We start from the raw sequence: 20,081 nt of genomic DNA, 5'->3' as shown, positions 1-20,081 counted from the left end.
CTCCCTATGCTTACCAATCGGATCGCCGCTTACTTTTCCGGCTTCTTGGTCATTGGCCTTCTTTCCACAAGTGTTCTGGCAGAGCCAGAGCGAATAGCCCCCGAAGAGGGTCAAGGTGGTACTGCACAAGAGATAGTCAGCAAGCTTGAAATGCTGCACTACAACAAAATCAAAATCGGCGACGAAATGTCCGAGAACTTGTGGAACGAGTATATCGATGCACTCGATCCCACTAAAAGTTACTTCCTCGCCTCTGATATCGATGAGTTCCGCGCGTGGGAAGCAGAGATGGATGACCAGCTTCGCGCTGGTGATGTCACCGCTGGGTTCAGTATCTACAACCGTTTCCGCCTGCGTATGGGCGACCGGCTAGATAACATCCTGTCCCAACTAGAGAAAGGCCTGCCCGCCTATGACTTTTCTCGGGAAGAGACCCTTGAGCTGGATCGGGAGGAAAGCCAGTGGCCCAACTCGATCAGCGCTGCAGATGAGCTTTGGCGTAAGCGCTTAAAGAGCAGCATCCTGAATCTGCGCCTTACCGGTAAAACCGATGAGGAAATCCAAGACCTTCTTGTGCGCCGTTACAAAGGCCAAAAGAAGCGTCTCGAGCAGCAGAAGAGCGACGACGTATTTGAGCTCTATATGAACTCACTGACTCGTCTCTACGATCCACACAGCAACTACCTGTCACCGCGCTCATTGGAAAACTTTAATATGAGCATGTCCCTCTCCTTGGAGGGTATCGGTGCTGTGCTGCAGGCAGACGAGGAATACACCAAAGTTGCTCGCCTGGTACACGGTGGTCCAGCCGATCGCACTGGCAAGATCAAGCCCAACGATAAAATCGTGGGTGTTGGCCAGGATAAAGAAGGCGAAATGGTCGATGTAGTGGGCTGGCGCCTGGATGATGTTGTCGACTTGATTCGCGGCAAGGCCGGTACCTATGTTCGCCTGGAAACCATCCCCACTGGTGGTGACGGCACTCATAAGACTATCTTGATCAAGCGCAGCAAAGTGAAGCTTGAAGATCAGGCGGCCAAGAAGGCAGTGTTTGAATTCTCTGACGGCAGTAAGAATTACAAGATCGGTGTGATTAACCTGCCGACCTTCTATATCGACTTCGATGCCTATCGCCGCCGCGACCCCAACTATAAGAGCACCACGCGAGACGTTGCCCGTCTGCTGAGTGAGCTTAAAGAGGAAAAGGTTGACGGTATTATTCTGGATCTTCGCAACAATGGCGGTGGTTCACTGCAAGAAGCCACCATGCTCACAGACTTGTTTATTGATCAGGGCCCTGTTGTGCAGATCCGTCATGCCAATGAGCAGATTTCCCGCCATAACCGCTCGCGCTCCCGCGCCATGTACCGCGGGCCGCTGATGGTATTGATTAATCGCTTATCCGCCTCTGCATCCGAGATTTTTGCCGGTGCAATCCAGGATTACAACCGCGGCCTGGTAGTGGGCAACCAATCCTTTGGTAAGGGTACTGTGCAAACTATGGCTCCCCTGAAGGAAGGCCAGTTGAAAATTACCCAGTCCAAGTTCTACCGGGTTTCCGGAGACAGCACACAGCATGCGGGTGTGAAGCCGGACATCGATATGCCACAGTTGATTGATGCCGAAAATGTGGGGGAGAGTGCTTACGATACTGCCCTGCCCTGGGACCGTATCCACGCTGTGCCTCATGCGAAGTATTTCAACTTGAAGATGCTGATCCCGAACTTGATTACCAAGCACAACAAGCGCACCGAAACAGATCCAGATTTTGTTTTCCTGCGCGATCAGTTCAAGTTCGACGCCGAGCGGGCTGACAAGAAGTATGTCTCTCTCAATGAATCAACTAGAGAGAATGAGCGCAAGTCCGTTAATCAGCGATTGCTGGATATGGAAAACCGTCGCCGCAAAGCTAAAGGCCTTGAACCCTACGAGAACTTTGAGGCATACGAAGAAAGCGAATCTGAAGAGGTGGCTAACATTGGTGGTCCTGTAGAGATCAAGTTGGAAAAAGATCCAATTTTGAATGAAGCGGGCTATATAATGGCGGACTTTATCGGCCTGGCCGATAAGGCCAGCAAGGCCCCGCCCCAAGTTGCCAACTTCTAAATACTGATAGGCACTGGGCGCGGCGTGCGCCCGGTCCGCGAACTAACTCTTAGGTCGGGCTAGCCCGACCTTTTTTATTTTGGGGGAAGAGATGAAGGTTGTTTCCTTTAACGTCAATAGTATTCGCACTCGCCTGCACCAGATGCAGGCCCTGGTAGACAGCCATCAGCCCGATATCATCGGCCTACAGGAAACCAAAGTCACCGACGAAGATTTTCCAGTAGATGCGATAAAAGACCTGGGCTATGAGCTGATTTATTTTGGCCAAAAAACACACTACGGCGTTGCCCTGCTCTCACGCCTGCCCTTTATTGATCGCGAATACGGTTTCCCAACCGATGCCAGCGACGCCCAGCGCCGTATGGTTGCCGGCAAGTTTGATATCGGTGGTCCTGAGCCCCTCACCGTTATCAATGGCTATTTCCCGCAAGGTGAAAATCGCGAGCACCCGGTTAAATTCCCAGCAAAGCAAAAGTACTACGCCGACCTGGACACCTACCTGCAAACCACGTGTAAGCCCGAAGCGCCTGTATTGGTTATCGGCGATATGAATATTTCACCCAGCGACCAGGATATTGGTATTGGTGAACCCAATCGCAAGCGCTGGCTGCGCGATGGCAAATGCAGCTTCCTTCCAGAAGAACGCGAGTGGCTTCAAAAAATTGAAGGCTGGGGGCTCACCGACACCTTCCGCGCACAAAACCCAGAAACAGACGATGTATTCAGCTGGTTCGACTACCGCAGCCGTGGGTTCGATCGCGAGCCCAGACGCGGCCTGCGTATCGACTTGATTCTAGCCACCAACCCTCTTCTGGAAAAATGTGTCGGGACTGGCGTGGACTACGATATTCGAGCTATGGAACGCCCATCAGACCACGCGCCTGTATGGGCCGAGTTTAAGCTATAAGCACAGGTTACAGCCCGCTGGTTCAGTGGGCTATTTTTAAGACTATGAATATATGGTTTTCCATATATAATTGTTAAAAAGCCAAATGGAGCCCTCCAATGAAAAGGCGTGTTCTGTTTGTTTGCGCTGGGGACTCTGCCCGCTCACTGATGGCTGAGGCACTGTTGCGGCATTTTGGAGGCAACTCGTACGAAGCCGTTGGCGCCGGAACCAATGTCCATACAGTGGACCCGCGCGCTCGGCAAGCACTGGAGCGACTGGGGGTTTCAACAGAGGGACTCATTCCCAAAGTTGTAGAAGATGTAGCTGACCAACCTTTTGACCTGGTCATCACACTTTGCGACAAAAGCCGGGAAGAGTACGTACCCTCCCCAAAAGTTGACAAGATGATTGCCTGGAATTTTAAGGAACCGACAAAGCGACACTGCTTCTGCCCTTTTTACACCACGGCACGTGAATTGAGCACTCGCATCAAACTACTGGTCTTGGCCCAAGCCGAGGCGGATTTACGAAAAAGAGCGGCATGAACCCAGTACAGTTTTACAAATGCCTGGCCGATGATACGCGGCTACGCACATTGCTCCTTATTGCCCATGAGGAGGAGCTTTGCGTATGCGAGCTAACGGCAGCCCTCGAGTTGAGCCAGCCGAAAATTTCCAGGCACCTCGCCTTGCTGAGAAGTTCAGACCTGCTTCAAGACCGCCGCCAGGGGCAGTGGGTGTTTTACCGAATCAACCCGGACTTAAATGCCTGGGCAAAGTCTGTACTGTTCGACACCTTACAGGCGAACCAGCACTTTATTACCGAAGACCTCAACAACCTGATTCAAATGGGAGACCGGCCAGAGCGCACAAGTCTGTGCTGCTGATACCGCCTGCCGACCTAAGATTTAAACTATCCAGATATATATGATTTTTCATATGTGCCTGGCAGAAACGGAGCAAAATTAACAATGACCATCAAAATTGGGATCAATGGATTTGGCCGAATTGGCCGGCTGGTACTGCGCGCTGCCTGGGATTGGCCTGAAGTTGAGTTTGTCCAGATTAACGATCCTGCCGGTGATGCAACCACACTCGCCCACCTGCTCAACTTTGACTCTGTACACGGGCGCTGGCACAGAGAGGCGAAAGCCGTTGATGACACAATTCAGGTTGATGGCAAAACAATAACCTGTAGCCGCAATACCGCTATTGCAGATACCAATTGGAAAAACTGTGACCTGGTTGTAGAGGCCTCCGGTAAAATGAAAACTACCGAACTTCTTCAACCCTACCTGGATCAAGGGGTAAAGAAGGTGTTGGTCTCTGCACCAGTTAAAGAGGCTGGAGTTCCGAACATTGTCCTTGGAGTGAATCAACATATTTACCAGCCGGACAAACACCAGATTATTACCGCCGCTTCCTGTACGACTAACTGCCTTGCTCCAGTAGTAAAAGTTATTCACGAAAACCTGGGTATTCGTCACGGTTCAATCACCACTATTCACGATATCACCAATACCCAGACTATCCTCGACGCACCCCATGGAGATTTGCGCAGAGCCCGTGCTTGTGGTGCCAGCCTGATTCCCACAACAACAGGTTCAGCTACAGCTATTGCCACCATCTTTCCAGAGTTGTCCGGCCGCCTAAACGGCCACGCAGTTCGTGTTCCCCTAGCCAACGCATCCATTACCGATTGTGTTTTCGAAGTGGAAACCGCCACTACCCCAGGGGCAGTAAACCAGTTATTTAAGGACGCTGCAGAGGGTGAACTAAAAGATATCCTCGGCTATGAGGAAAGGCCCCTCGTTTCTGTGGATTACAAAACCGACCCCAGATCGAGCATTATCGATGCTCTATCGACCATGGTCGTTAACGGCACCCAGGTAAAAGTTTACGCCTGGTATGACAATGAATGGGGTTACGCCAACCGCACGGCGGAATTGGCTCGAATGATTGGCACCATGGGCTAAGCAGCCAAAGTACAACGGGGCCGGAAGGAAAGAACACACTGCACCTGAGGGGTACGCCTCTCCATGAGCTCATATTTTTTCCTCCTGCTTTTAGTAAGTAGCAGTACACAGAACAAGATCATGCAGTTTCTTCACAATTTTTCGTCGCCAGTGCGCCAATACTTTCTGGTAACAGGCAATTACTGGGCATTTACTTTGACTGACGGCGCTCTGCGCATGCTGGTGCTGCTGCACTTTCACGAACTCGGCTACAGCCCTTTGCAAATAGCCTTGCTTTTCCTTTTCTACGAATTCTTTGGCGTAGTCACTAATCTTATCGGCGGCTGGCTCGGTGCCCGGATTGGACTCAACCGGACCATGAATTTGGGGCTGGCCTTACAGGTTGTTGCTCTTTCCATGCTGCTGGCACCCAGTCAGTATCTCTCGGTCCCCTTGGTTATGGCCGCCCAAGCCCTTTCCGGTATCGCCAAAGACCTGAATAAAATGAGTGCGAAGAGCTCAATCAAGTTACTGGTGCCCGATCAGGCCAGTGGCACCTTATATCGATGGGTCGCCCTTCTTACCGGTTCGAAAAATGCGCTAAAAGGCTTGGGCTTCTTTCTCGGCGGTGCCCTACTCGCCGCACTTGGCTTTCAGGGCGCGATTGCATCGATGGCCCTAGCTCTTGGAATAGTTTGGATATTGAGTCTCAAATTTCTTAAGCGGGACTTAGGGAAAGCCAAAGCAAAAAGCCGATTCAGAGATATCTTTTCCAAGAGTCCCGCAGTCAACATATTGTCAGCCGCGCGCTTACTCTTGTTTGCTTCCCGGGATGTTTGGTTTGTTATTGCCCTACCGATTTTCCTGGCCAGCCAGTTCGGTTGGAGCCACTGGCAGGTAGGTGCCTTCCTGGCATCCTGGGTGATCGGTTACGGCATAGTGCAAACCCAGGCCCCAAAGGTCACGACGGCACGTTCAGCCCAGGCTCCGGATGGGCGAACCGCGCTCTTCTGGGCAATAGCGCTCATTTCAGTGCCCGCATTAATCGCAATCGCATTACACAAAGGGGTGGACCCACAGCTCGCCGTAATAGGTGGACTTTTGATGTTTGCTGTACTCTTCGCCGTAAATTCATCTTTACACAGCTACTTGATAGTTGCTTATGCTCGGGAAGATGGCGTCTCTATGGATGTGGGTTTCTACTATATGGCAAATGCAGCTGGGCGATTGCTAGGGACACTGCTGTCAGGGTGGGTATTCCAAACTCAGGGGTTGGTGGCTTGCCTACTTATTTCCAGCGCTTTTCTGCTGTTGACCGCACTGGTTTCACTGGGTTTGCCCAGACACAAAACCGGGGCTCAGGAGGTTGGCAGCTTAAGTAGGAGCTGATCCGATAGCAGCATGAGTGCTACTTGCCAGCGAAGGCTGGCAAGTAGGCTGAGGGGCCATTTCGACCTGCGCGATTCGATACAGTTTGGACTCAGGTATGCACCCCATTTGAAATAGAATCAAAGCAAGGACCAAATACCTCATATAACACCCACCTCAAGTCCAAGTGCACAGCTCCACAGGAGCTGCAAAAACTCGAGATTAAAATGTCTGGATTTGGCACTCAATGCCTATTTGCCACTACTTTCTGCCAAAACTATCACAAGAACTATGACTTCCTAGTCGCGGTCATTCTTAGCAAAGTCCGATCCTTTTTGATGTAGTGGTGATATAGAGCGGCCATTACATGCCCCAGGATTAAGATCCAAACCACCCACTCCCCCAGGATCTCTTTATGGATAAAATCGACCGGCTTCTCAAACTGTTCGAATGTCATCCCCATCCGATCCTGAACTATCGCCACAAAGGCTTGGGTGCTCTCAAACTTAGGAATTTCAAACAGGAAAAAGTAATCCGTATCCACACCTGTGCCGATATACCCTGTTAGCGGAGCGACGATCATAATCAAGTAGAGAAGAGCATGACCGGTATGAGCGGCCAAATGTTCCAGGGAGCTACCTGGTTCTAATGGCGGTGGCGGATTAGTGAGACGCCATACGATTCTTAGGATGACGATCACCCCAATGGTGACACCAATAGATAGATGTAACTGCAAGGCAGTCCAATTCGCCGGTGTTTCCTCTTGGGTAAACCACTGGCGGTAGTAGACTGAAATATAGGAACCCAAAAACAATAAGGCCGTTAACCAATGTAGCCACTTGGCTACTGAACCGTAACTGTCAGGTTGATTTCTCAGGCTCATTCCTATCTCTTTCCCACTTCCGAAAACTATATTCTATCGGCAATTCGCCTACTATTTCTCCGAGTAGAATCTACGTAAACCCAAAATAAAGAGTACAACACCAAACGCTTGGACAAAATGATAGATAATATTGTGATCAAGGTCCCAAATGATACTGACTGATAAACTTCCATCTAACTGGACAGCCATTGCAACAATACTAACTATCGAGCCAAGTGCCATAAACCAACTGCCACGCGGTGAGCTTTGTCTCCTTAAGGCTAATATAGAATACCCTATAAAAGCCACTGCACTGATTAAAAACTGATAAACAGCAAAGGCAAAAATTTTATCTTTAAGTGAAAACGAGAAAACAAAAACTATCAGAAAAATAAATAATACTGGCAAAATGGCTCTTTTGGAAAAATCTTCATTCACCAAATCTACACTAACCGCAAGAACAAAAGAAGAAATCAGCAAACCAAGTAAAACAAGCACTCCATACCATAAACAAACTCGAAAATATGGAGGGATTTCAAACCCGTGATAGATAGCTGCCACTAATGAGGCTATGAACATGATAGTGAAAAAAATAAGCCAAATACTTCTTTTCCACTGCTTCCTCCTTACAAACACCAACAAATAAAGGGCGCCAATAAATGCGACCAGAGCCAGCCCGACATTAGTAATTGCAGTTAATAGGTCTATTTCGCCATGTACTAGAGTCATTCTATTTCGAATATAGTCGACACACTTTCATATACATTCTCTATCCGACCCAGATCGTAACCCTTTATAGCAATATATCAGACTTTCTGAAGATCAATTGAACATAGGTGTGTCATCTACGAAAACTCAATAATATCAATTTCTCTAGTGCAACCTCAATAATGAGGTAGATGCAAAGTTTAAAAAGCACAGAGACAGACAAGAGCCAGCGCGCCATTATATCTCAAGGCGGCACTGACACTTATTGATCGTTTCAACTCTTATTAACTGGCTATAACTGATACAATCACCTTGCCTTTAGCGCGTCCTGAAGCGAGATATGAAAAAGCTTCTTTGCCTTGCTCTAAAGAATAGATCTTGTCTATTACTGGAGAAAGAATCTTCTGCCGGTACAGATCCCCCAACTCACTCAGCTGTCCTCCATTAGCTTCCATAATAACCATTCGATAGAGCGCAGATTTGTCCTTCGCTACCTTCATTAGCTTTCGAGACTTAAGCGCCACTAGCTTGCGAAGCAACCAACCTAGCCCAAGCTCTTCAGCTGTCTGCGGATCTAAAGCCCCTTTAACAGAGACAACACGCCCACCAGTTTTCAGGACCTGAAATGCATTCAAAGCATACTGGCCACCCAAAGTATCGAACACGACATCCATATCAGATAGTAATTGCCGGTAGTCATCTTTTTTATAATCAATAACAAGGTCGGCACCGAGTGCTTTCACCCACTCCACATTCGCACTACTTGTTGTAGTCACCACATAGGCGCCTACAGACTTCGCCAATTGGATCGCCATAGAGCCAACACCACCTGAGCCTGCATGTATCAGCACTTTCTCGCCGGACTTCAAACCCGCAACTTTGATCAAAGACTGATAGGAGGTCAGCCCAACGAGCGGAATACCCGCCGCTTCACTGTGTGACAAGTTTTCGGGCTTTGCAGCCAAGTGGGAAGCACTAACGGTGAGATATTCTGCAATAGTGCCCACATGATCCTCCCCCACCCTGGAAAACACCAGGTCCCCTACACTGTATCCAGCAACATCATTCCCCACTGCTACAACTTCACCGCTGACATCCCGGCCAATACCAACCGGAAATACTTCCTTTCGTACCGATTTAAGCTCCCCCCGCAACATCATGTTATCAACTGGATTTACGCTAGCCGCATGCACCCGAAGCAAAACTTCACCAGACTTGGGGGTGGGAACCTCAGCTGACTGAAACTCCAGGCTGCTATCAATATCCCCATAGCGAGTCATTTTCAAAGCTTTCATTGCTCATCCTAACAATCGATTCAACAAACATTGAAAGCGATAGTGCCCATACTGCGAGCATAAAAACAGGTGGTAATAGGTATAAGTCTTTTGTCATTTTGGCAATAATGGGGAATATTTTGAGCCGATGACAGACAGTTAGAAGTTGATTATGGACAAAATCAGAGCATTGCGTTACTTCAAGCGGGTGGTAGAACTGAATAGCTTTACTGCAGTTGCTGAGGAATTCGAGGTTCCCACTTCATCAATCTCTCGCCGCGTAAAAGATCTGGAGCAGTCCTTAGGAGTGGAGTTACTGCAACGCAGTACCCGCCAAGTCAAGGTTACTGAGCTCGGCAAGCTCTACTATTCGATGATAAGTAAAGCAATTCGCCAGCTTGAACAGGCTGATGAACTGGTTAGCCAGACATTTGAAGCGCCCAACGGTCTGATACGCATCAGCTGTCTCCCAACTTATGGAGAGCAGCATTTAACCCCCCTTCTTGAGAAGTTTGCCCAACATTACCCCAATATCGTATTCGACTTAACCTATAACGATGACCTGTCCCAGTTAGGGAAAGATCCCGTTGATATTGCGATTCGCGGAGGGTTTGCCCCGGATGAGCATGTTATTGCCAAACGCCTATCGGATAATGAGTTCACCCTCGTGGCTACACAACAGTTTATCGACGAGTTGGAGCATGACCTCCCCTTAAATAAGTCGGCGATTGAGTCAGTTGCGACATTGCAATACCGAGGTCCGCGTGGCGTTATTGAGTGGTACATGCTAAATGGCGAACACTGGGAACCGCTCAAATTGAACCCAAAAGTTATCAGTAATAACGGTAAGGCATTAACAGCAGCCGCCCTCAATCACCGCGGTATGTTCTGCGTACCTTCGTGGAGTATTTGCAACTTTTTAGATACAGGGGAACTGGTACATGTTCCTTTCGAGGGCAAAGTCTCAGTCAGCCCCGGTGGCGATTTGGGAGTATTTCTTTTGTATGAGCGTACTAAATACCAAATTCCCAAAATAAAGCTTTGCGTAGATTTTATCTATGAAAATTTGAATGAACGATAGAAGAATATCAAAATTTTTCGCATTGCTACTTAAATTATATGGACCAATAATACTAGCTTGAACAAATCTGCCGTTAAAAAAAGCACTCCACCCTCTTTATTGTTCGAAAAAATTTATATTCGGCTACAAGCTTATATCCCGCACCCTGTGGACATATAAAGACCTCATAAAACTAAAAATTGATCTGCTTCAAGCTTCCCTTAGATTTATTTGGAGGCATATTGATAGGCATGCTAGTTTGAAAAGTAGAAATCATGCCAAAAGTACCTTTAACTATGAATAACTAAATGGAGGAGTTAGCACTGATAAAACCAAGTCAAACCGCTTATATCAGAACAGCCGGCGACATAAGGATTGAGCCATGCCAAGTTATGAAGACTTCATCAGCTTATTAGAAAAAGACATTGAATCAGCCTTCAAAACCTATGAACTTGATTTTAATACGGAGGCCTTCGATAACAAAGCAGGAGCCTACGAAACTGAGTTTGATTTTGAATTTGTAAAACCCAATAAAATCATGATGGTAAAAAGCGGAGATTCTGGCAAGAAAGCAACATACCTCACCTGGGCTCGACAACAAGCTGTGCCTGTAACCCTAGATAGTAAAAGCCCCCCATACTTCTTCACCTCCCATCTCAGCAATTGTCGAATGACCTTCAAGTACCATGACGACCAAAGCAAAAGTGTAACGGTTATCCATGTTGCAGGTGATGTTTCCCAGGGGGGGACCATCAAGGGGAGCGAACAAAGAGATGAGTTGGAGAAGATGGTGAAAACTCCCGATGCAACCAAGGAGAGGAGACTCTCAATAGGTGGCCCCAAAGGGGGTAGAAAAGGAGCAAGCTTCAAGAAAAAGCAAGCAAAACTTGGTACCTCATACTACGATACTTGTGCACGGGTATTCGGGGTGAGAGATGGAAACGACCAGTGGGCATTTTATACGCAAAATATCGGTCGTAAGGATGAGCTGCTGGGCTTTTTCGAAATCACATAATTCTTGCAACAAACAATCTAAGCTCAGCCCCGAAATCTACTCGAATAGAGCCGCACGAAAAAATCGTCGCGGCTGCCCCCATTGCCCCCATAATGGAAACTGCATTACCAGTATTAGAATGAGTTAGCGAAACTCCCTCTTGGTAGTAGATCCCCTATCAATTTCTATACTATTGAATAAATTCCCCTAAATGCCATCAACACTGAGATGGGTGATCTAGATATCAAATAATGCCTACTCCCCCTTTAGACTTGTGAGCACCCTCATCAGTATAATGAGGGTGTCGATCAATACATTGAAAGAGAATGCAGAATTAAGGAGCCTCTGAATAACTCCGTGATACCTCTGGCATGCAGAGCGGTTCACAATCAAGGCGCGGCTTCGCAGGAATGTCTAGACCTTTCAAGAAGTCGCAACGCGGAGTGTGAATCGCTCCGCAAGCCCCGAAGGGCGGGCCTTGAAGGCCACAGCTGCTGCGTTGCAGCTCTTGCAAAGGGCTACGGCCATTCGCGGCGAGCTGCGCCTAACATCTGCAGCCTTCAAGTCCCGCAGAGGCATTACGGAGTTATTCAGAGGCTCCTTAACATAACTCTTATATCAGGTGTCTAACTCTGATAAAAAATGCGCTATAAATATCTAGTTAGCTAAATAACTGTTTTCGAGCAACGACCACTCTCTAAGAACTGCAGTAAGGTTTCACCAAGTTCTTCATCGGCATCAAAAAATGGAAGATGATGGCTGTCTTTAAGTATAGTGAGGCACTTTGGCCCACGATATCGCGCAAAATCATCTTTAACTTGAGAAGGAGTGGTTATTGTATCCTTTTCACCTACCATGAATAATGCTGGAATCTCCAAGCTATCGACTTCAGCATTAACATTTAACGCCTGAAGCTCCCTTTCCATTTTATCTGCCAAGCTTCCCCGTTTCTGTTGCCACCCAGGAAACTGCTCATTTATCTTTTGATCTGCTATAAAGCCATGAATATCCACCCCGTTTGCGATACCATCATTCGCCCTACTTGCCCACTTTGCGAGTAAAAGATGGTTCTCTCCTGGGTTCTCTTGATATTGCTTCAATTCGTGCATTGCATGTTCATTATTTTCCTGCATTGCCCATTTTAGGGTTGCATCAAGGCTTGTTTTAGACTGAACCTTTCCATTTTGGAATGAGGAAATAAATACTATGCTAGCTAATTCTTCTGGATATTTTCCTGCATAAAGAGCAGCTAAAGCACCACCCCATGAATGGCCAATCAGAATAAACTTGTCTTTTTTATAATGGGTCCGGAGAAAATTAACTACATTGCGCACATCCTCAATATTATTATCAATCGTTAAGGTATCTTCCTTAACTTCAGGGGATTTCCCTGCCCCTCTTTGATGCATATAGGCAACTAAATAATCATCTTCCAGAGTTTTCCCAATTTTTACCTGAAATGGAACCAACCCCAACTCCACATCCCCAGGCCCGCCATGTAAAAATAGCAACAAAGGCTTGCCTTCATCTTGCCCTGCAACTTCCACATACAAATTTGTGTCATTACTTTTAATACTCTGGATATCATTTACTTGCTGTCCAACCGCCATATTGGAAAGCAAGGCAACAAATAGAAGAACCAATCGGGCATGCTTAAACATCGATGTAATCACCATATCAACTATATTCTTAGGCAAATGAGCTGAAGTACCATTAGGTGGCACACTACCTTTTGTGAAGAGTCTCACAGTTATATGTCAAAGATATAGGAAAAAGAGTCGAGTTGAATTACTTCAAAGATAAATAGTAAATTCAAGCCTCATAACATCAAAGGGCAACCTTACCAGAACACCTCTGAAACCCTACTCATAAAATAGATTACCATCCAACGATAATTGATTAAATGCACACAACTAACCCATTACTGGAATAAGTAAAAGCGAAAAAAGACATTCCTAGTGAATATATAGGTCAACCATTCTATCCATTGCTAATCAAACTAGCGTAAAGCAGAATACCAAAGCAAGCTTGTCAATCACTAGAAAGATGGCTTCTACCTGCACAGCATCATGAAATCAAGCTATAGGCCTGAATAAATGAAAGGATAAAGCTGACCCGTCGTCAATTGATAACTTAAAGGCCCGGCACAGCTATGCCATCCGGGTCATGTTTTTCCTACTGCCTAAGAAGCTATTATTGGGTGCTATTGAAACAACAATACAGCCCTATTCTCCAGTATAAGGCTTGATAATACTATCCAATCAAGCTTTTAAGTAACTTGATTTGAAAGAGGTACACAAGTCCATGTGGCAGGTATTGCCAGCCATCGTCAACTACAAATAAAGGACGCTTGATAGCTGGCATGTATTGGAATTACTCAAAATTATGGTTCAAGGCATCCTCAAATGAAACAGACTTAATCACGCTCCTAGCTGTAAAACGATTCATCCTTGCGGTATACGTTGACTTACATCGCTGTGAAGTCCCCAGGTCCCTAGCCTTAATCTCATTGGCTATAGCCCAGTGCCATTGAGAATGATATTTAAAAGTTTTATCGGCCAGCTTTGTGCAAAGCTCCCAATCACCAAATCGCTTAACTCTAGTGTCCGGCTCTCCAAGAAAAACTGTACAACCAGTGAACAGAATCGAGCCCGATATGACCAAAATCTTTAGAATTCTCATACTCAGTAAACCCAAATGATACTTCATGGATGAGCTTTTCGATATCCTGAACCAGGTCACAGGATCGTACGACATCGCCAGCCCTTATCCATCTCAATTACTACCAGATGCTCGTAGGCTACCTATAAGCATTCTAGGAATTCATGAAAATATTAACATATTGTTGATATTTGGTCATACTATTCTGTCTAACATATATAAGGTATTTGCATACCCAGTTTAAGTACTACTTGGTTGGTTAATTTTAGATACCTACTAAGTCCAGTAAGCGGCCCTTATTAGCTATCCTATCACGCCACTGAGTCGCATGTTGCTCAACACTTAAGTCAAGGAAGGTGACTCTAAGAGTGGCCATTAAAATATCGGCATTTAGTTCGCTATTTATCGGTTACTTGGATAAGCGCAGTGAAGCAATATATAAACCCCTTTTATACTAATTCATTAATCTAGTTATTCTCTAGAGAATCGGGCCACCTTAATTCGCCAAGTTACCATAATTAGTCACAAACTATATAGTCAGCTTATTTTTTCCAACATAATTATCAGCAAGAAGTCAAAGGTCTATCAGATTCCAGCGAGCATTATTTTGGCAATCTATAATCTGTTGATCAATGGCGGCTATTCGACCCCGAATACGCTCCCAATTACTTTTCTTCATTTTCAGCTCATCAGTAATACTTGCACTGTAATCAATAGATTGTTTATCAGCTAAACTTGCCGTCCGAGAGTCATGGTGTTCTTGTCGTATGGTAATCCAAATATTAGGGTCCAGTTCCGATGTATATGTGATGGCCTGACGGAGTTTCGTGGGTACAGACTCTACTCTGACATTTCCATTTCGATCCGTAAAGTTAAGTACTTTTTGTTTGTCCACATTGACAATGTAGAAAAATTTACGATTTTGATTTAAGACCCAGTTCGCAATACCTTCAAAGGGGATCATCGCAGTATTGAGACCATGACTGCCAATGATCGTATTGTAATTGGAGTAACGGCGTTCATGTAAAATACCCGCGCTTACTCCAATTAGGTGAAGTCTCTCCCAGCTGCGCCCCAGTCCAGAATCTCGATCCCCAATTATTTCTCCCAAACCACCGCTAATTAGCCCCATAGCAGAGCGAGCCATATCTCCTGGCAATGGACCTATAACTCCTGCTTGGTTATGCAGTGACCTATGCACAATCCCTTGCGGAGGATTGAATGGCTTAGAGCTCGCAAACCATTCAATATCGCCTGAAATATTATACCCCGCAGAACTAACTCTAAAGTACATTATGTCGCCCCTATAATTGAGGAAATTCCGTTAGCAACTAGTTGTCAACTCATAAACTTGGAAAGCGAGGGAAATTATCCGCCTGAAATCAGATAAGCAAATAGTCGAATTGGGGGAAAACTAACAATCCCTCCCATGCCCTGAATATAATATCAGCAATCCTGAGCACACAATCACCTGTGTACTGCGCCGTAAGAAATGATTCAAATTTTTTCCGGCGAAAACCAATATAAACACCGCCGACACATCATTGGGTACCTATTTAGTTTGACCCAACAACTGCCATAGAGACATTATACGCCGACATTTTCTGTAGAAATTAAAGTTCGCCCATCGACTTTAGCAATGACATTCTCACTACTGATTTGGCATGCTGATCATTATCGGCCACAACAAGCATCGTGACCGAATTTCATAGGGTTTAAAATTTAGAGGAGTATCCAAAGTGCGGCTATTAGATTCAGTGACATCATTATAAAGTCAGTGATAAAGATAAAACGCATCACGCCTTTAACTTGCCACGGCCCTTCACCTTTTCGGTTTTGTAGGGCTACCGGGACATTGTAAATAAACTGTGTTCCGTGAGTGACAGCAAACACCAGCAGCAACGTAGCGCGTTGTACATCCGTAGCAAATACTGAGGGGCTGATTAGCAGTAGGATATTGAGTAGCGCCAACGACAGGTTAAAACCACCCAGAAATTTTCCCGATTCTGCCAAGATATTAAATACGGGGGTATCCCTTTGTTCCCTGGGTACCAGTAACTTCGCAAATATATAGTTTCTCAAAGAGAAAACGTTAAATCCCATCAGAAACCAAATCGTGTTTAACACCAAAACAACTTCATAGATCATCAATATCTCCAAGACTTGTTGTTTGCCCGCCACTAAGGTCAGTACATCTATTAAACAAATTTGTACTTACCCCGTAGCAGGGGTTGAATCCTCAGGAATTACTCATTACCGGCCAGAGATCCACTATCTCGCCTTTGCTATAGACCGCAATATCACCAAACTGCAGGAACACGGACTCACTCTGTGTGGGCCGGAGAAAGACCCAGTCGTCTTCATTCAGCAGTACCTTGTTTGAGCCATTCAGCATTTCTTGGTTGCTGGAGCGGCCATAGATGGGGTTGATCGATAGACCTTTTGGTGATTCTGGCTCCGCCTTCCAATAGCCGCCAGATATAAAGAAGCTTTGCTCCCGATTTGGGTTCAACCAACTAAAGGGTCCGGTGAGCCCTTCTATGCCGGGTATCTGTGTCTGTGACAATTTCTTCAATACCGGACTTGCGATATACGCCGCTGGTAAATGATCAGACAGAGTGGGAATATCAAAGCCCACCGGTTTAACCAGGCACGAGCCAGCGGCAATCTCGTTACAGGGAGCCCGGTCTGCTCGGGATTTGTACAGTTGGTAGGTTGGGCTACCGGCAGCGTTCAAAGTGGCCGCCTTCGGGAATGCACTTCCCAGCTGGATCTTAGCTTGCTCCACCCTGCTTTGGTAAATATCCAACCCCCGAGTGATTGCCTTTTCAGGTCCACCGAGAACACTTGGCATTTTTGCGGCGTGGGCGTCGTAACCCATAAAACCGGAAAATTCCAAATAGGGTTCCCGCTGAATGATACCAAGCATCGTGGAGAGATCTTCCGCACTGGCAATGCCACCCCGGTGTAGGCCTACATCAATCTCGATATTAATTCGCAAGGATTGTTTGAGCGATCGCGCCAGATCGGCGTATTGATTAAGTCTGCGGGGGCTGTCAACCAGCCACTGTAACTGCCGCGTAGGATCAAAATGCTCCGCCCTAGTGCCAAAATAAAAGGCCTTTGCCGCAGCAATCGGCAGAGGTTTACCCAGTAAAATATCACTCGCTGGATAAGATTTAACCAGTTTCTGTAAAAATGGCAGCTGGAATACCATGATGCGATTGGTATTTGTTCGCTGAGTAATAGCATCCAGCAGGTTTAGCGAGGGCAAAGATTTAGCCACTACCCGGTAGTCATAGTGACCTCTGAGGTGGCCGGCTAATATATCGGCGTTCTTTTGCAGATTTTCCAAGTCTATGACTAATGTGGGACCAGAAAAGCCAGCATTATCCAGAGCTTTAGAAACACTGGAGAAGTATTTGCTGTGCCCTCCCTGCCCTTGCGCTTTAGGGCGAAGAACGGCGACACCTGCCACCGCTCCTAATGCGACCCCACCTAGTATTAGCTTTCGTCGCTTGATATCCATTGTGCTTTCCTCTTTGAGGGTTCACTGCTGAGCAGCGTTGCTCAGGTAAAAAGCGTTTTCAGATAGGGGTTTAAGAACTTACCACTGGAGTCCAGCTCTCGGCGAACCTCAAGAAAATCCTGCCACTGAGGGTAGAGCTCGGCAAAGTCCGAGCCTTGTAGCTTGTTTAACTTGCCCCAGTGCGGGCGGCCCCCATATTTGCGCATAATGGGCTCAATGGCCTGAAATAGCGGTAGGTGGTCCTCTTCAAAGTAGCGGTGTATGGCGATGGACACGGAATCTTGCTTATAAAACGGACTCAGCCAGATATCGTCAGCTTTAACGAAACGCACCTCGATAGGGAAGAAAACATCCAGGTTATTTTCCTCAATCGTTCGACGTATTTCCGCGAAGGCTTTCAAACCGTCCTCGCGGGGCAAGTGGTACTCCATTTCATTGAAACGTACGTTTCGCTCACTGGCGTAATTCCGCCAGGAGGACTCGACAACGACTTCCCTCTCGATATCTTCCATCGCATTTTGCAGCGCAAACTGGCGCAACTTCGGTGACCAACCCAGCCAGTCCCGCACGGATTTCAGGGTCATCACCGCTTCATTAGTATCTTCCCGCTCCGTAGAGAAGATTTCCTCTGTGGTCGGCTGGTGGGAATCAGCCATGCACATCCCAGAAAATGGGATATAGTAAAATTCAAAGTTCCGATTGGCCTCTGCCAATTCTGGAGCCTGATCCAACACCTCTTCCAGGGGCGCTACCCAAGATTCACGACGCAAACGGTAGCTGGGCTGGTTCTGCATACGCACCTTGGTCACCATACCCAGGCTGCCAAGGGATACTTGCGCTGCCGCGAACACCTCGGGGTTTTCCTCACCATCACACCAGAGCGTATCCCCCCCAGCGGTCACCAGTTCCATACCCGTTGCATAGCTGGACATACAACCCAAGCCTGCACCGGTTCCATGGGTCGCGGTTGCCAGGCAACCACCTAAAGTCTGCTCATCGATATCTGGTTGGTTAATCAGCGCTTGACCGATGTCCTCTAAGGGTTGGCCAATGTCTGCTACACGGGTGCCAGCGTAGATTGTCGCCTGGACCTTGTCGGAATCGTGATCGGCAACGCCGGTAATGCGGCCCAATGAAATAATTGTATCGTCAGTGGGTACCAGTGCAGTGAAGGAGTGGCCCGCACCTACCGCCCTGACCGTACCTTGCGCTTCCGCAATTATCGTTTGCAGTGCGGGAATATCTTTGGGAGCCAGACGATGGGCCGGCAGACACTCTTGTGAACCAGACCAATTCCTCCACCGAACACCCGCTTTTTTTGTCGGTGGAGCTGCAGCTTGCAATAAGGTACGTGCAACTGATGAGATGGGCGCGGCCGCTAATGATGCGGAGCCGATCGCGATAGAGTTAATAAACTGGCGACGATTGAACCCCATATCCTTTACTCCGCTGTAGCCATAAAGACAATCAACTGTTCAAACTGCTCGGGGGAGCACTCAAAACAAAGGCCTAGTGGCGGCATACCCTGGAACCCATTGATAGCATTTTCCACCAACACATCCATCCCCTTCTCCATACGGGGCTTCCAGTTGGCCAAATCTCCGGTAAGGGGTGCGGCGCTGGCGCCAGTGCTGTGACAGCTGCGGCAAGTGCGAGTATATATTTCAGCGATTTCCGGATCAGCGGGCGCAAGAGACAGCGCTCTTTGGGTCAAAAGTGCCCGGCTTTTTTCACTATTCTGTGGAGGCTCAGAACATCCTTGAATGACATTTAGTACCAAAAAAAGAGACAAGAGCTTAAAGCTCCGGCACAAGACTTCCAGTTCCATATGCGTACACCTACTACATTATTGTTGTTTATTTCTTTTTGGCTATTGCCAAAGCTATCGTGTACATATCGCTGGCACTATTGTTAATCATGATGACTGCTAAAACAACCACTTGAGCTGCCTGTTCTCAATAATTTCTATCGTAATTTATTTGCGTACCACTTAGAGAACTAAAGCCTATGTACACCTCGAAGTTAAAATCAGCATTTATTACAGAGATAAAATGACTCTTGTTAACAGTAGACAGGCTTTGCAAACATCAAAAAGAGCTATTTATATTTACGAATATATAGCCATAAATAGAAACCGCCGACCAAAGTGCCCAGCGGAACATTTAGTACACTCACTGTTGAAAATATTAAAGCTAATTCTGGGGCATACCTTTTATCCAAAAGGACAGCAATGCCAGCAAAGACCCCCAAAATATTCAAAGACGCAAACAGTATTATCATCAATCCCATAAGACTGAATATATTGAATGGCATACTCAAAATTGAATTACCAAAAACTGCGTATAGGAATAACAATATTGCGCTGGATATCAACAACATCAAAATTGAGTAAGTAATTATCAACCAGCCGGAAACTTTTTCCTCGGTACTAACCATGCGGTACTCCTGTGAAAGTAAAAACCCAAGCCTCTTTAGTGATCCTCAGAACATCAGGGCATTGAGAAATGACTCTAAAGTTGCTCCGATTTCAGTTGTCAGCTAGCTCAACGATCAACATGACTCAATGACATTTATGACACCGATGGCGACTTTGGGCTGCCTACCCTTCTACTTTAGGCGTTGAGTATCAACAGGAACAGGAATACCCTAATGCTTTTCGATCAGGTAGGTATTCAG

General features: G+C 46.7%; 18 protein-coding genes. 8 read left to right on the top strand and 10 right to left on the bottom strand.

Going from position 1 to position 20,081, the window contains the following annotated elements; translation table 11 throughout:
• Positions 1 to 6 precede the first annotated feature (6 nt).
• The 6 genes from ACJJI1_RS19135 (at position 7) to arsJ (ending at position 6,338) form a co-directional block, all read left to right on the top strand.
• The gene (locus tag ACJJI1_RS19135; protein ID WP_413665723.1) at positions 7 to 2,106 is read left to right on the top strand and encodes a carboxy terminal-processing peptidase; all 2,100 of its coding nucleotides are present in this window, start codon (positions 7 to 9) and stop codon (positions 2,104 to 2,106) included.
• Between the two features lie 91 nt (positions 2,107 to 2,197).
• Positions 2,198 to 3,013 carry an exodeoxyribonuclease III gene (xthA, locus tag ACJJI1_RS19130; protein ID WP_444957656.1) on the top strand — a complete coding sequence of 272 codons (816 nt, stop codon included), beginning with the start codon at positions 2,198 to 2,200 and terminating at the stop codon, positions 3,011 to 3,013.
• Between the two features lie 98 nt (positions 3,014 to 3,111).
• A complete protein-coding gene (locus tag ACJJI1_RS19125; RefSeq protein ID WP_444957655.1) occupies positions 3,112 to 3,540 on the top strand; it encodes an arsenate reductase/protein-tyrosine-phosphatase family protein in 429 nt (142 codons plus the stop codon).
• The gene (locus ACJJI1_RS19120; RefSeq protein ID WP_282932732.1) at positions 3,537 to 3,881 is read left to right on the top strand and encodes a metalloregulator ArsR/SmtB family transcription factor; all 345 of its coding nucleotides are present in this window, start codon (positions 3,537 to 3,539) and stop codon (positions 3,879 to 3,881) included. Before ACJJI1_RS19125 ends, ACJJI1_RS19120 begins: the two co-directional genes overlap by 4 nt.
• A gap of 84 nt (positions 3,882 to 3,965) precedes the next feature.
• On the top strand, positions 3,966 to 4,970 hold the full coding sequence (locus tag ACJJI1_RS19115) for an ArsJ-associated glyceraldehyde-3-phosphate dehydrogenase (protein WP_444957654.1): 1,005 nt from the start codon (positions 3,966 to 3,968) through the stop codon (positions 4,968 to 4,970).
• A gap of 120 nt (positions 4,971 to 5,090) precedes the next feature.
• The gene (arsJ, locus tag ACJJI1_RS19110) at positions 5,091 to 6,338 is read left to right on the top strand and encodes an organoarsenical effux MFS transporter ArsJ (protein ID WP_444957653.1); all 1,248 of its coding nucleotides are present in this window, start codon (positions 5,091 to 5,093) and stop codon (positions 6,336 to 6,338) included.
• Positions 6,339 to 6,606: 268 nt separating this feature from the next.
• Here arsJ and ACJJI1_RS19105 read toward each other — a convergent pair whose 3' ends face one another.
• The 3 genes from ACJJI1_RS19105 to ACJJI1_RS19095 form a co-directional block, all read right to left on the bottom strand.
• Positions 6,607 to 7,200 (bottom strand): cytochrome b, encoded by a 594-nt coding sequence (locus ACJJI1_RS19105; RefSeq protein ID WP_444957652.1) that lies wholly within the window; start codon positions 7,198 to 7,200, stop codon positions 6,607 to 6,609.
• A gap of 51 nt (positions 7,201 to 7,251) precedes the next feature.
• Positions 7,252 to 7,908, bottom strand: a complete 657-nt coding sequence (locus ACJJI1_RS19100; protein WP_444957651.1) for a DUF6962 family protein — start codon at positions 7,906 to 7,908, stop codon at positions 7,252 to 7,254.
• A 263-nt stretch (positions 7,909 to 8,171) separates the two neighbouring features.
• Positions 8,172 to 9,182, bottom strand: coding sequence for an NADP-dependent oxidoreductase (locus ACJJI1_RS19095; protein ID WP_444957650.1), 1,011 nt, complete (start codon positions 9,180 to 9,182; stop codon positions 8,172 to 8,174).
• A 151-nt stretch (positions 9,183 to 9,333) separates the two neighbouring features.
• On the opposite strand from ACJJI1_RS19095, the gene ACJJI1_RS19090 reads away from it, so the two are divergent.
• Together ACJJI1_RS19090 and ACJJI1_RS19085 are read left to right on the top strand one after the other, a co-directional pair.
• On the top strand, positions 9,334 to 10,242 hold the full coding sequence (locus tag ACJJI1_RS19090) for a LysR family transcriptional regulator (protein ID WP_444957649.1): 909 nt from the start codon (positions 9,334 to 9,336) through the stop codon (positions 10,240 to 10,242).
• Positions 10,243 to 10,603: 361 nt separating this feature from the next.
• The gene (locus ACJJI1_RS19085; protein WP_444941817.1) at positions 10,604 to 11,236 is read left to right on the top strand and encodes a hypothetical protein; all 633 of its coding nucleotides are present in this window, start codon (positions 10,604 to 10,606) and stop codon (positions 11,234 to 11,236) included.
• Positions 11,237 to 11,880: 644 nt separating this feature from the next.
• Here the strand turns inward: ACJJI1_RS19085 and ACJJI1_RS19080 are convergent.
• From ACJJI1_RS19080 to ACJJI1_RS19050, 7 genes are all read right to left on the bottom strand, one after another.
• Entirely contained in the window at positions 11,881 to 12,876 is a 996-nt protein-coding gene (locus ACJJI1_RS19080; protein WP_444957648.1) for an alpha/beta fold hydrolase, read from the bottom strand.
• A gap of 1,574 nt (positions 12,877 to 14,450) precedes the next feature.
• Positions 14,451 to 15,170: a hypothetical protein gene (locus tag ACJJI1_RS19075; RefSeq protein WP_444917077.1), complete on the bottom strand. Its 720-nt coding sequence runs from the start codon at positions 15,168 to 15,170 to the stop codon at positions 14,451 to 14,453.
• Positions 15,171 to 15,598: 428 nt separating this feature from the next.
• Positions 15,599 to 16,024, bottom strand: a complete 426-nt coding sequence (locus tag ACJJI1_RS19070) for a hypothetical protein (protein ID WP_444957647.1) — start codon at positions 16,022 to 16,024, stop codon at positions 15,599 to 15,601.
• Positions 16,025 to 16,115: 91 nt separating this feature from the next.
• Positions 16,116 to 17,405: a DSD1 family PLP-dependent enzyme gene (locus ACJJI1_RS19065; protein WP_444957646.1), complete on the bottom strand. Its 1,290-nt coding sequence runs from the start codon at positions 17,403 to 17,405 to the stop codon at positions 16,116 to 16,118.
• A 41-nt stretch (positions 17,406 to 17,446) separates the two neighbouring features.
• Complete coding sequence (locus tag ACJJI1_RS19060; protein WP_444957645.1) at positions 17,447 to 18,841, bottom strand: FAD-linked oxidoreductase, L-gulonolactone oxidase family; 1,395 nt, start codon at positions 18,839 to 18,841, stop codon at positions 17,447 to 17,449.
• A gap of 5 nt (positions 18,842 to 18,846) precedes the next feature.
• The gene (locus ACJJI1_RS19055; protein WP_444957644.1) at positions 18,847 to 19,233 is read right to left on the bottom strand and encodes a c-type cytochrome; all 387 of its coding nucleotides are present in this window, start codon (positions 19,231 to 19,233) and stop codon (positions 18,847 to 18,849) included.
• 269 nt (positions 19,234 to 19,502) lie between these two features.
• Positions 19,503 to 19,841 carry a hypothetical protein gene (locus ACJJI1_RS19050; RefSeq protein WP_413665706.1) on the bottom strand — a complete coding sequence of 113 codons (339 nt, stop codon included), beginning with the start codon at positions 19,839 to 19,841 and terminating at the stop codon, positions 19,503 to 19,505.
• Between the last annotated feature and the right edge of the window lie 240 nt (positions 19,842 to 20,081).

The organism is Microbulbifer maximicatervae (SeqCode), from assembly GCF_052467065.1.
The sequence above is the reverse complement of the archived record's forward strand: the minus strand, read 5'-3'. Positions and strand labels throughout refer to the sequence as shown.

What these genes read in the sequence shown, in the direction of transcription:
- ACJJI1_RS19095 (WP_444957650.1), bottom strand. Translation starts at nt 9,182, where the DNA reads ATGAAAGCTTTGAAAATGACTCGCTATGGGGATATTGATAGCAGCCTG.
- xthA (WP_444957656.1), top strand. Translation starts at nt 2,198, where the DNA reads ATGAAGGTTGTTTCCTTTAACGTCAATAGTATTCGCACTCGCCTGCAC.
- ACJJI1_RS19075 (WP_444917077.1), bottom strand. Translation starts at nt 15,170, where the DNA reads ATGTACTTTAGAGTTAGTTCTGCGGGGTATAATATTTCAGGCGATATT.
- ACJJI1_RS19060 (WP_444957645.1), bottom strand. Translation starts at nt 18,841, where the DNA reads ATGGGGTTCAATCGTCGCCAGTTTATTAACTCTATCGCGATCGGCTCC.
- ACJJI1_RS19105 (WP_444957652.1), bottom strand. Translation starts at nt 7,200, where the DNA reads ATGAGCCTGAGAAATCAACCTGACAGTTACGGTTCAGTAGCCAAGTGG.
- arsJ (WP_444957653.1), top strand. Translation starts at nt 5,091, where the DNA reads ATGCAGTTTCTTCACAATTTTTCGTCGCCAGTGCGCCAATACTTTCTG.
- ACJJI1_RS19085 (WP_444941817.1), top strand. Translation starts at nt 10,604, where the DNA reads ATGCCAAGTTATGAAGACTTCATCAGCTTATTAGAAAAAGACATTGAA.
- ACJJI1_RS19055 (WP_444957644.1), bottom strand. Translation starts at nt 19,233, where the DNA reads ATGGAACTGGAAGTCTTGTGCCGGAGCTTTAAGCTCTTGTCTCTTTTT.
- ACJJI1_RS19115 (WP_444957654.1), top strand. Translation starts at nt 3,966, where the DNA reads ATGACCATCAAAATTGGGATCAATGGATTTGGCCGAATTGGCCGGCTG.
- ACJJI1_RS19125 (WP_444957655.1), top strand. Translation starts at nt 3,112, where the DNA reads ATGAAAAGGCGTGTTCTGTTTGTTTGCGCTGGGGACTCTGCCCGCTCA.
- ACJJI1_RS19080 (WP_444957648.1), bottom strand. Translation starts at nt 12,876, where the DNA reads ATGTTTAAGCATGCCCGATTGGTTCTTCTATTTGTTGCCTTGCTTTCC.
- ACJJI1_RS19135 (WP_413665723.1), top strand. Translation starts at nt 7, where the DNA reads ATGCTTACCAATCGGATCGCCGCTTACTTTTCCGGCTTCTTGGTCATT.
- ACJJI1_RS19120 (WP_282932732.1), top strand. Translation starts at nt 3,537, where the DNA reads ATGAACCCAGTACAGTTTTACAAATGCCTGGCCGATGATACGCGGCTA.
- ACJJI1_RS19090 (WP_444957649.1), top strand. Translation starts at nt 9,334, where the DNA reads ATGGACAAAATCAGAGCATTGCGTTACTTCAAGCGGGTGGTAGAACTG.
- ACJJI1_RS19070 (WP_444957647.1), bottom strand. Translation starts at nt 16,024, where the DNA reads ATGATCTATGAAGTTGTTTTGGTGTTAAACACGATTTGGTTTCTGATG.
- ACJJI1_RS19050 (WP_413665706.1), bottom strand. Translation starts at nt 19,841, where the DNA reads ATGGTTAGTACCGAGGAAAAAGTTTCCGGCTGGTTGATAATTACTTAC.
- ACJJI1_RS19100 (WP_444957651.1), bottom strand. Translation starts at nt 7,908, where the DNA reads ATGACTCTAGTACATGGCGAAATAGACCTATTAACTGCAATTACTAAT.
- ACJJI1_RS19065 (WP_444957646.1), bottom strand. Translation starts at nt 17,405, where the DNA reads ATGGATATCAAGCGACGAAAGCTAATACTAGGTGGGGTCGCATTAGGA.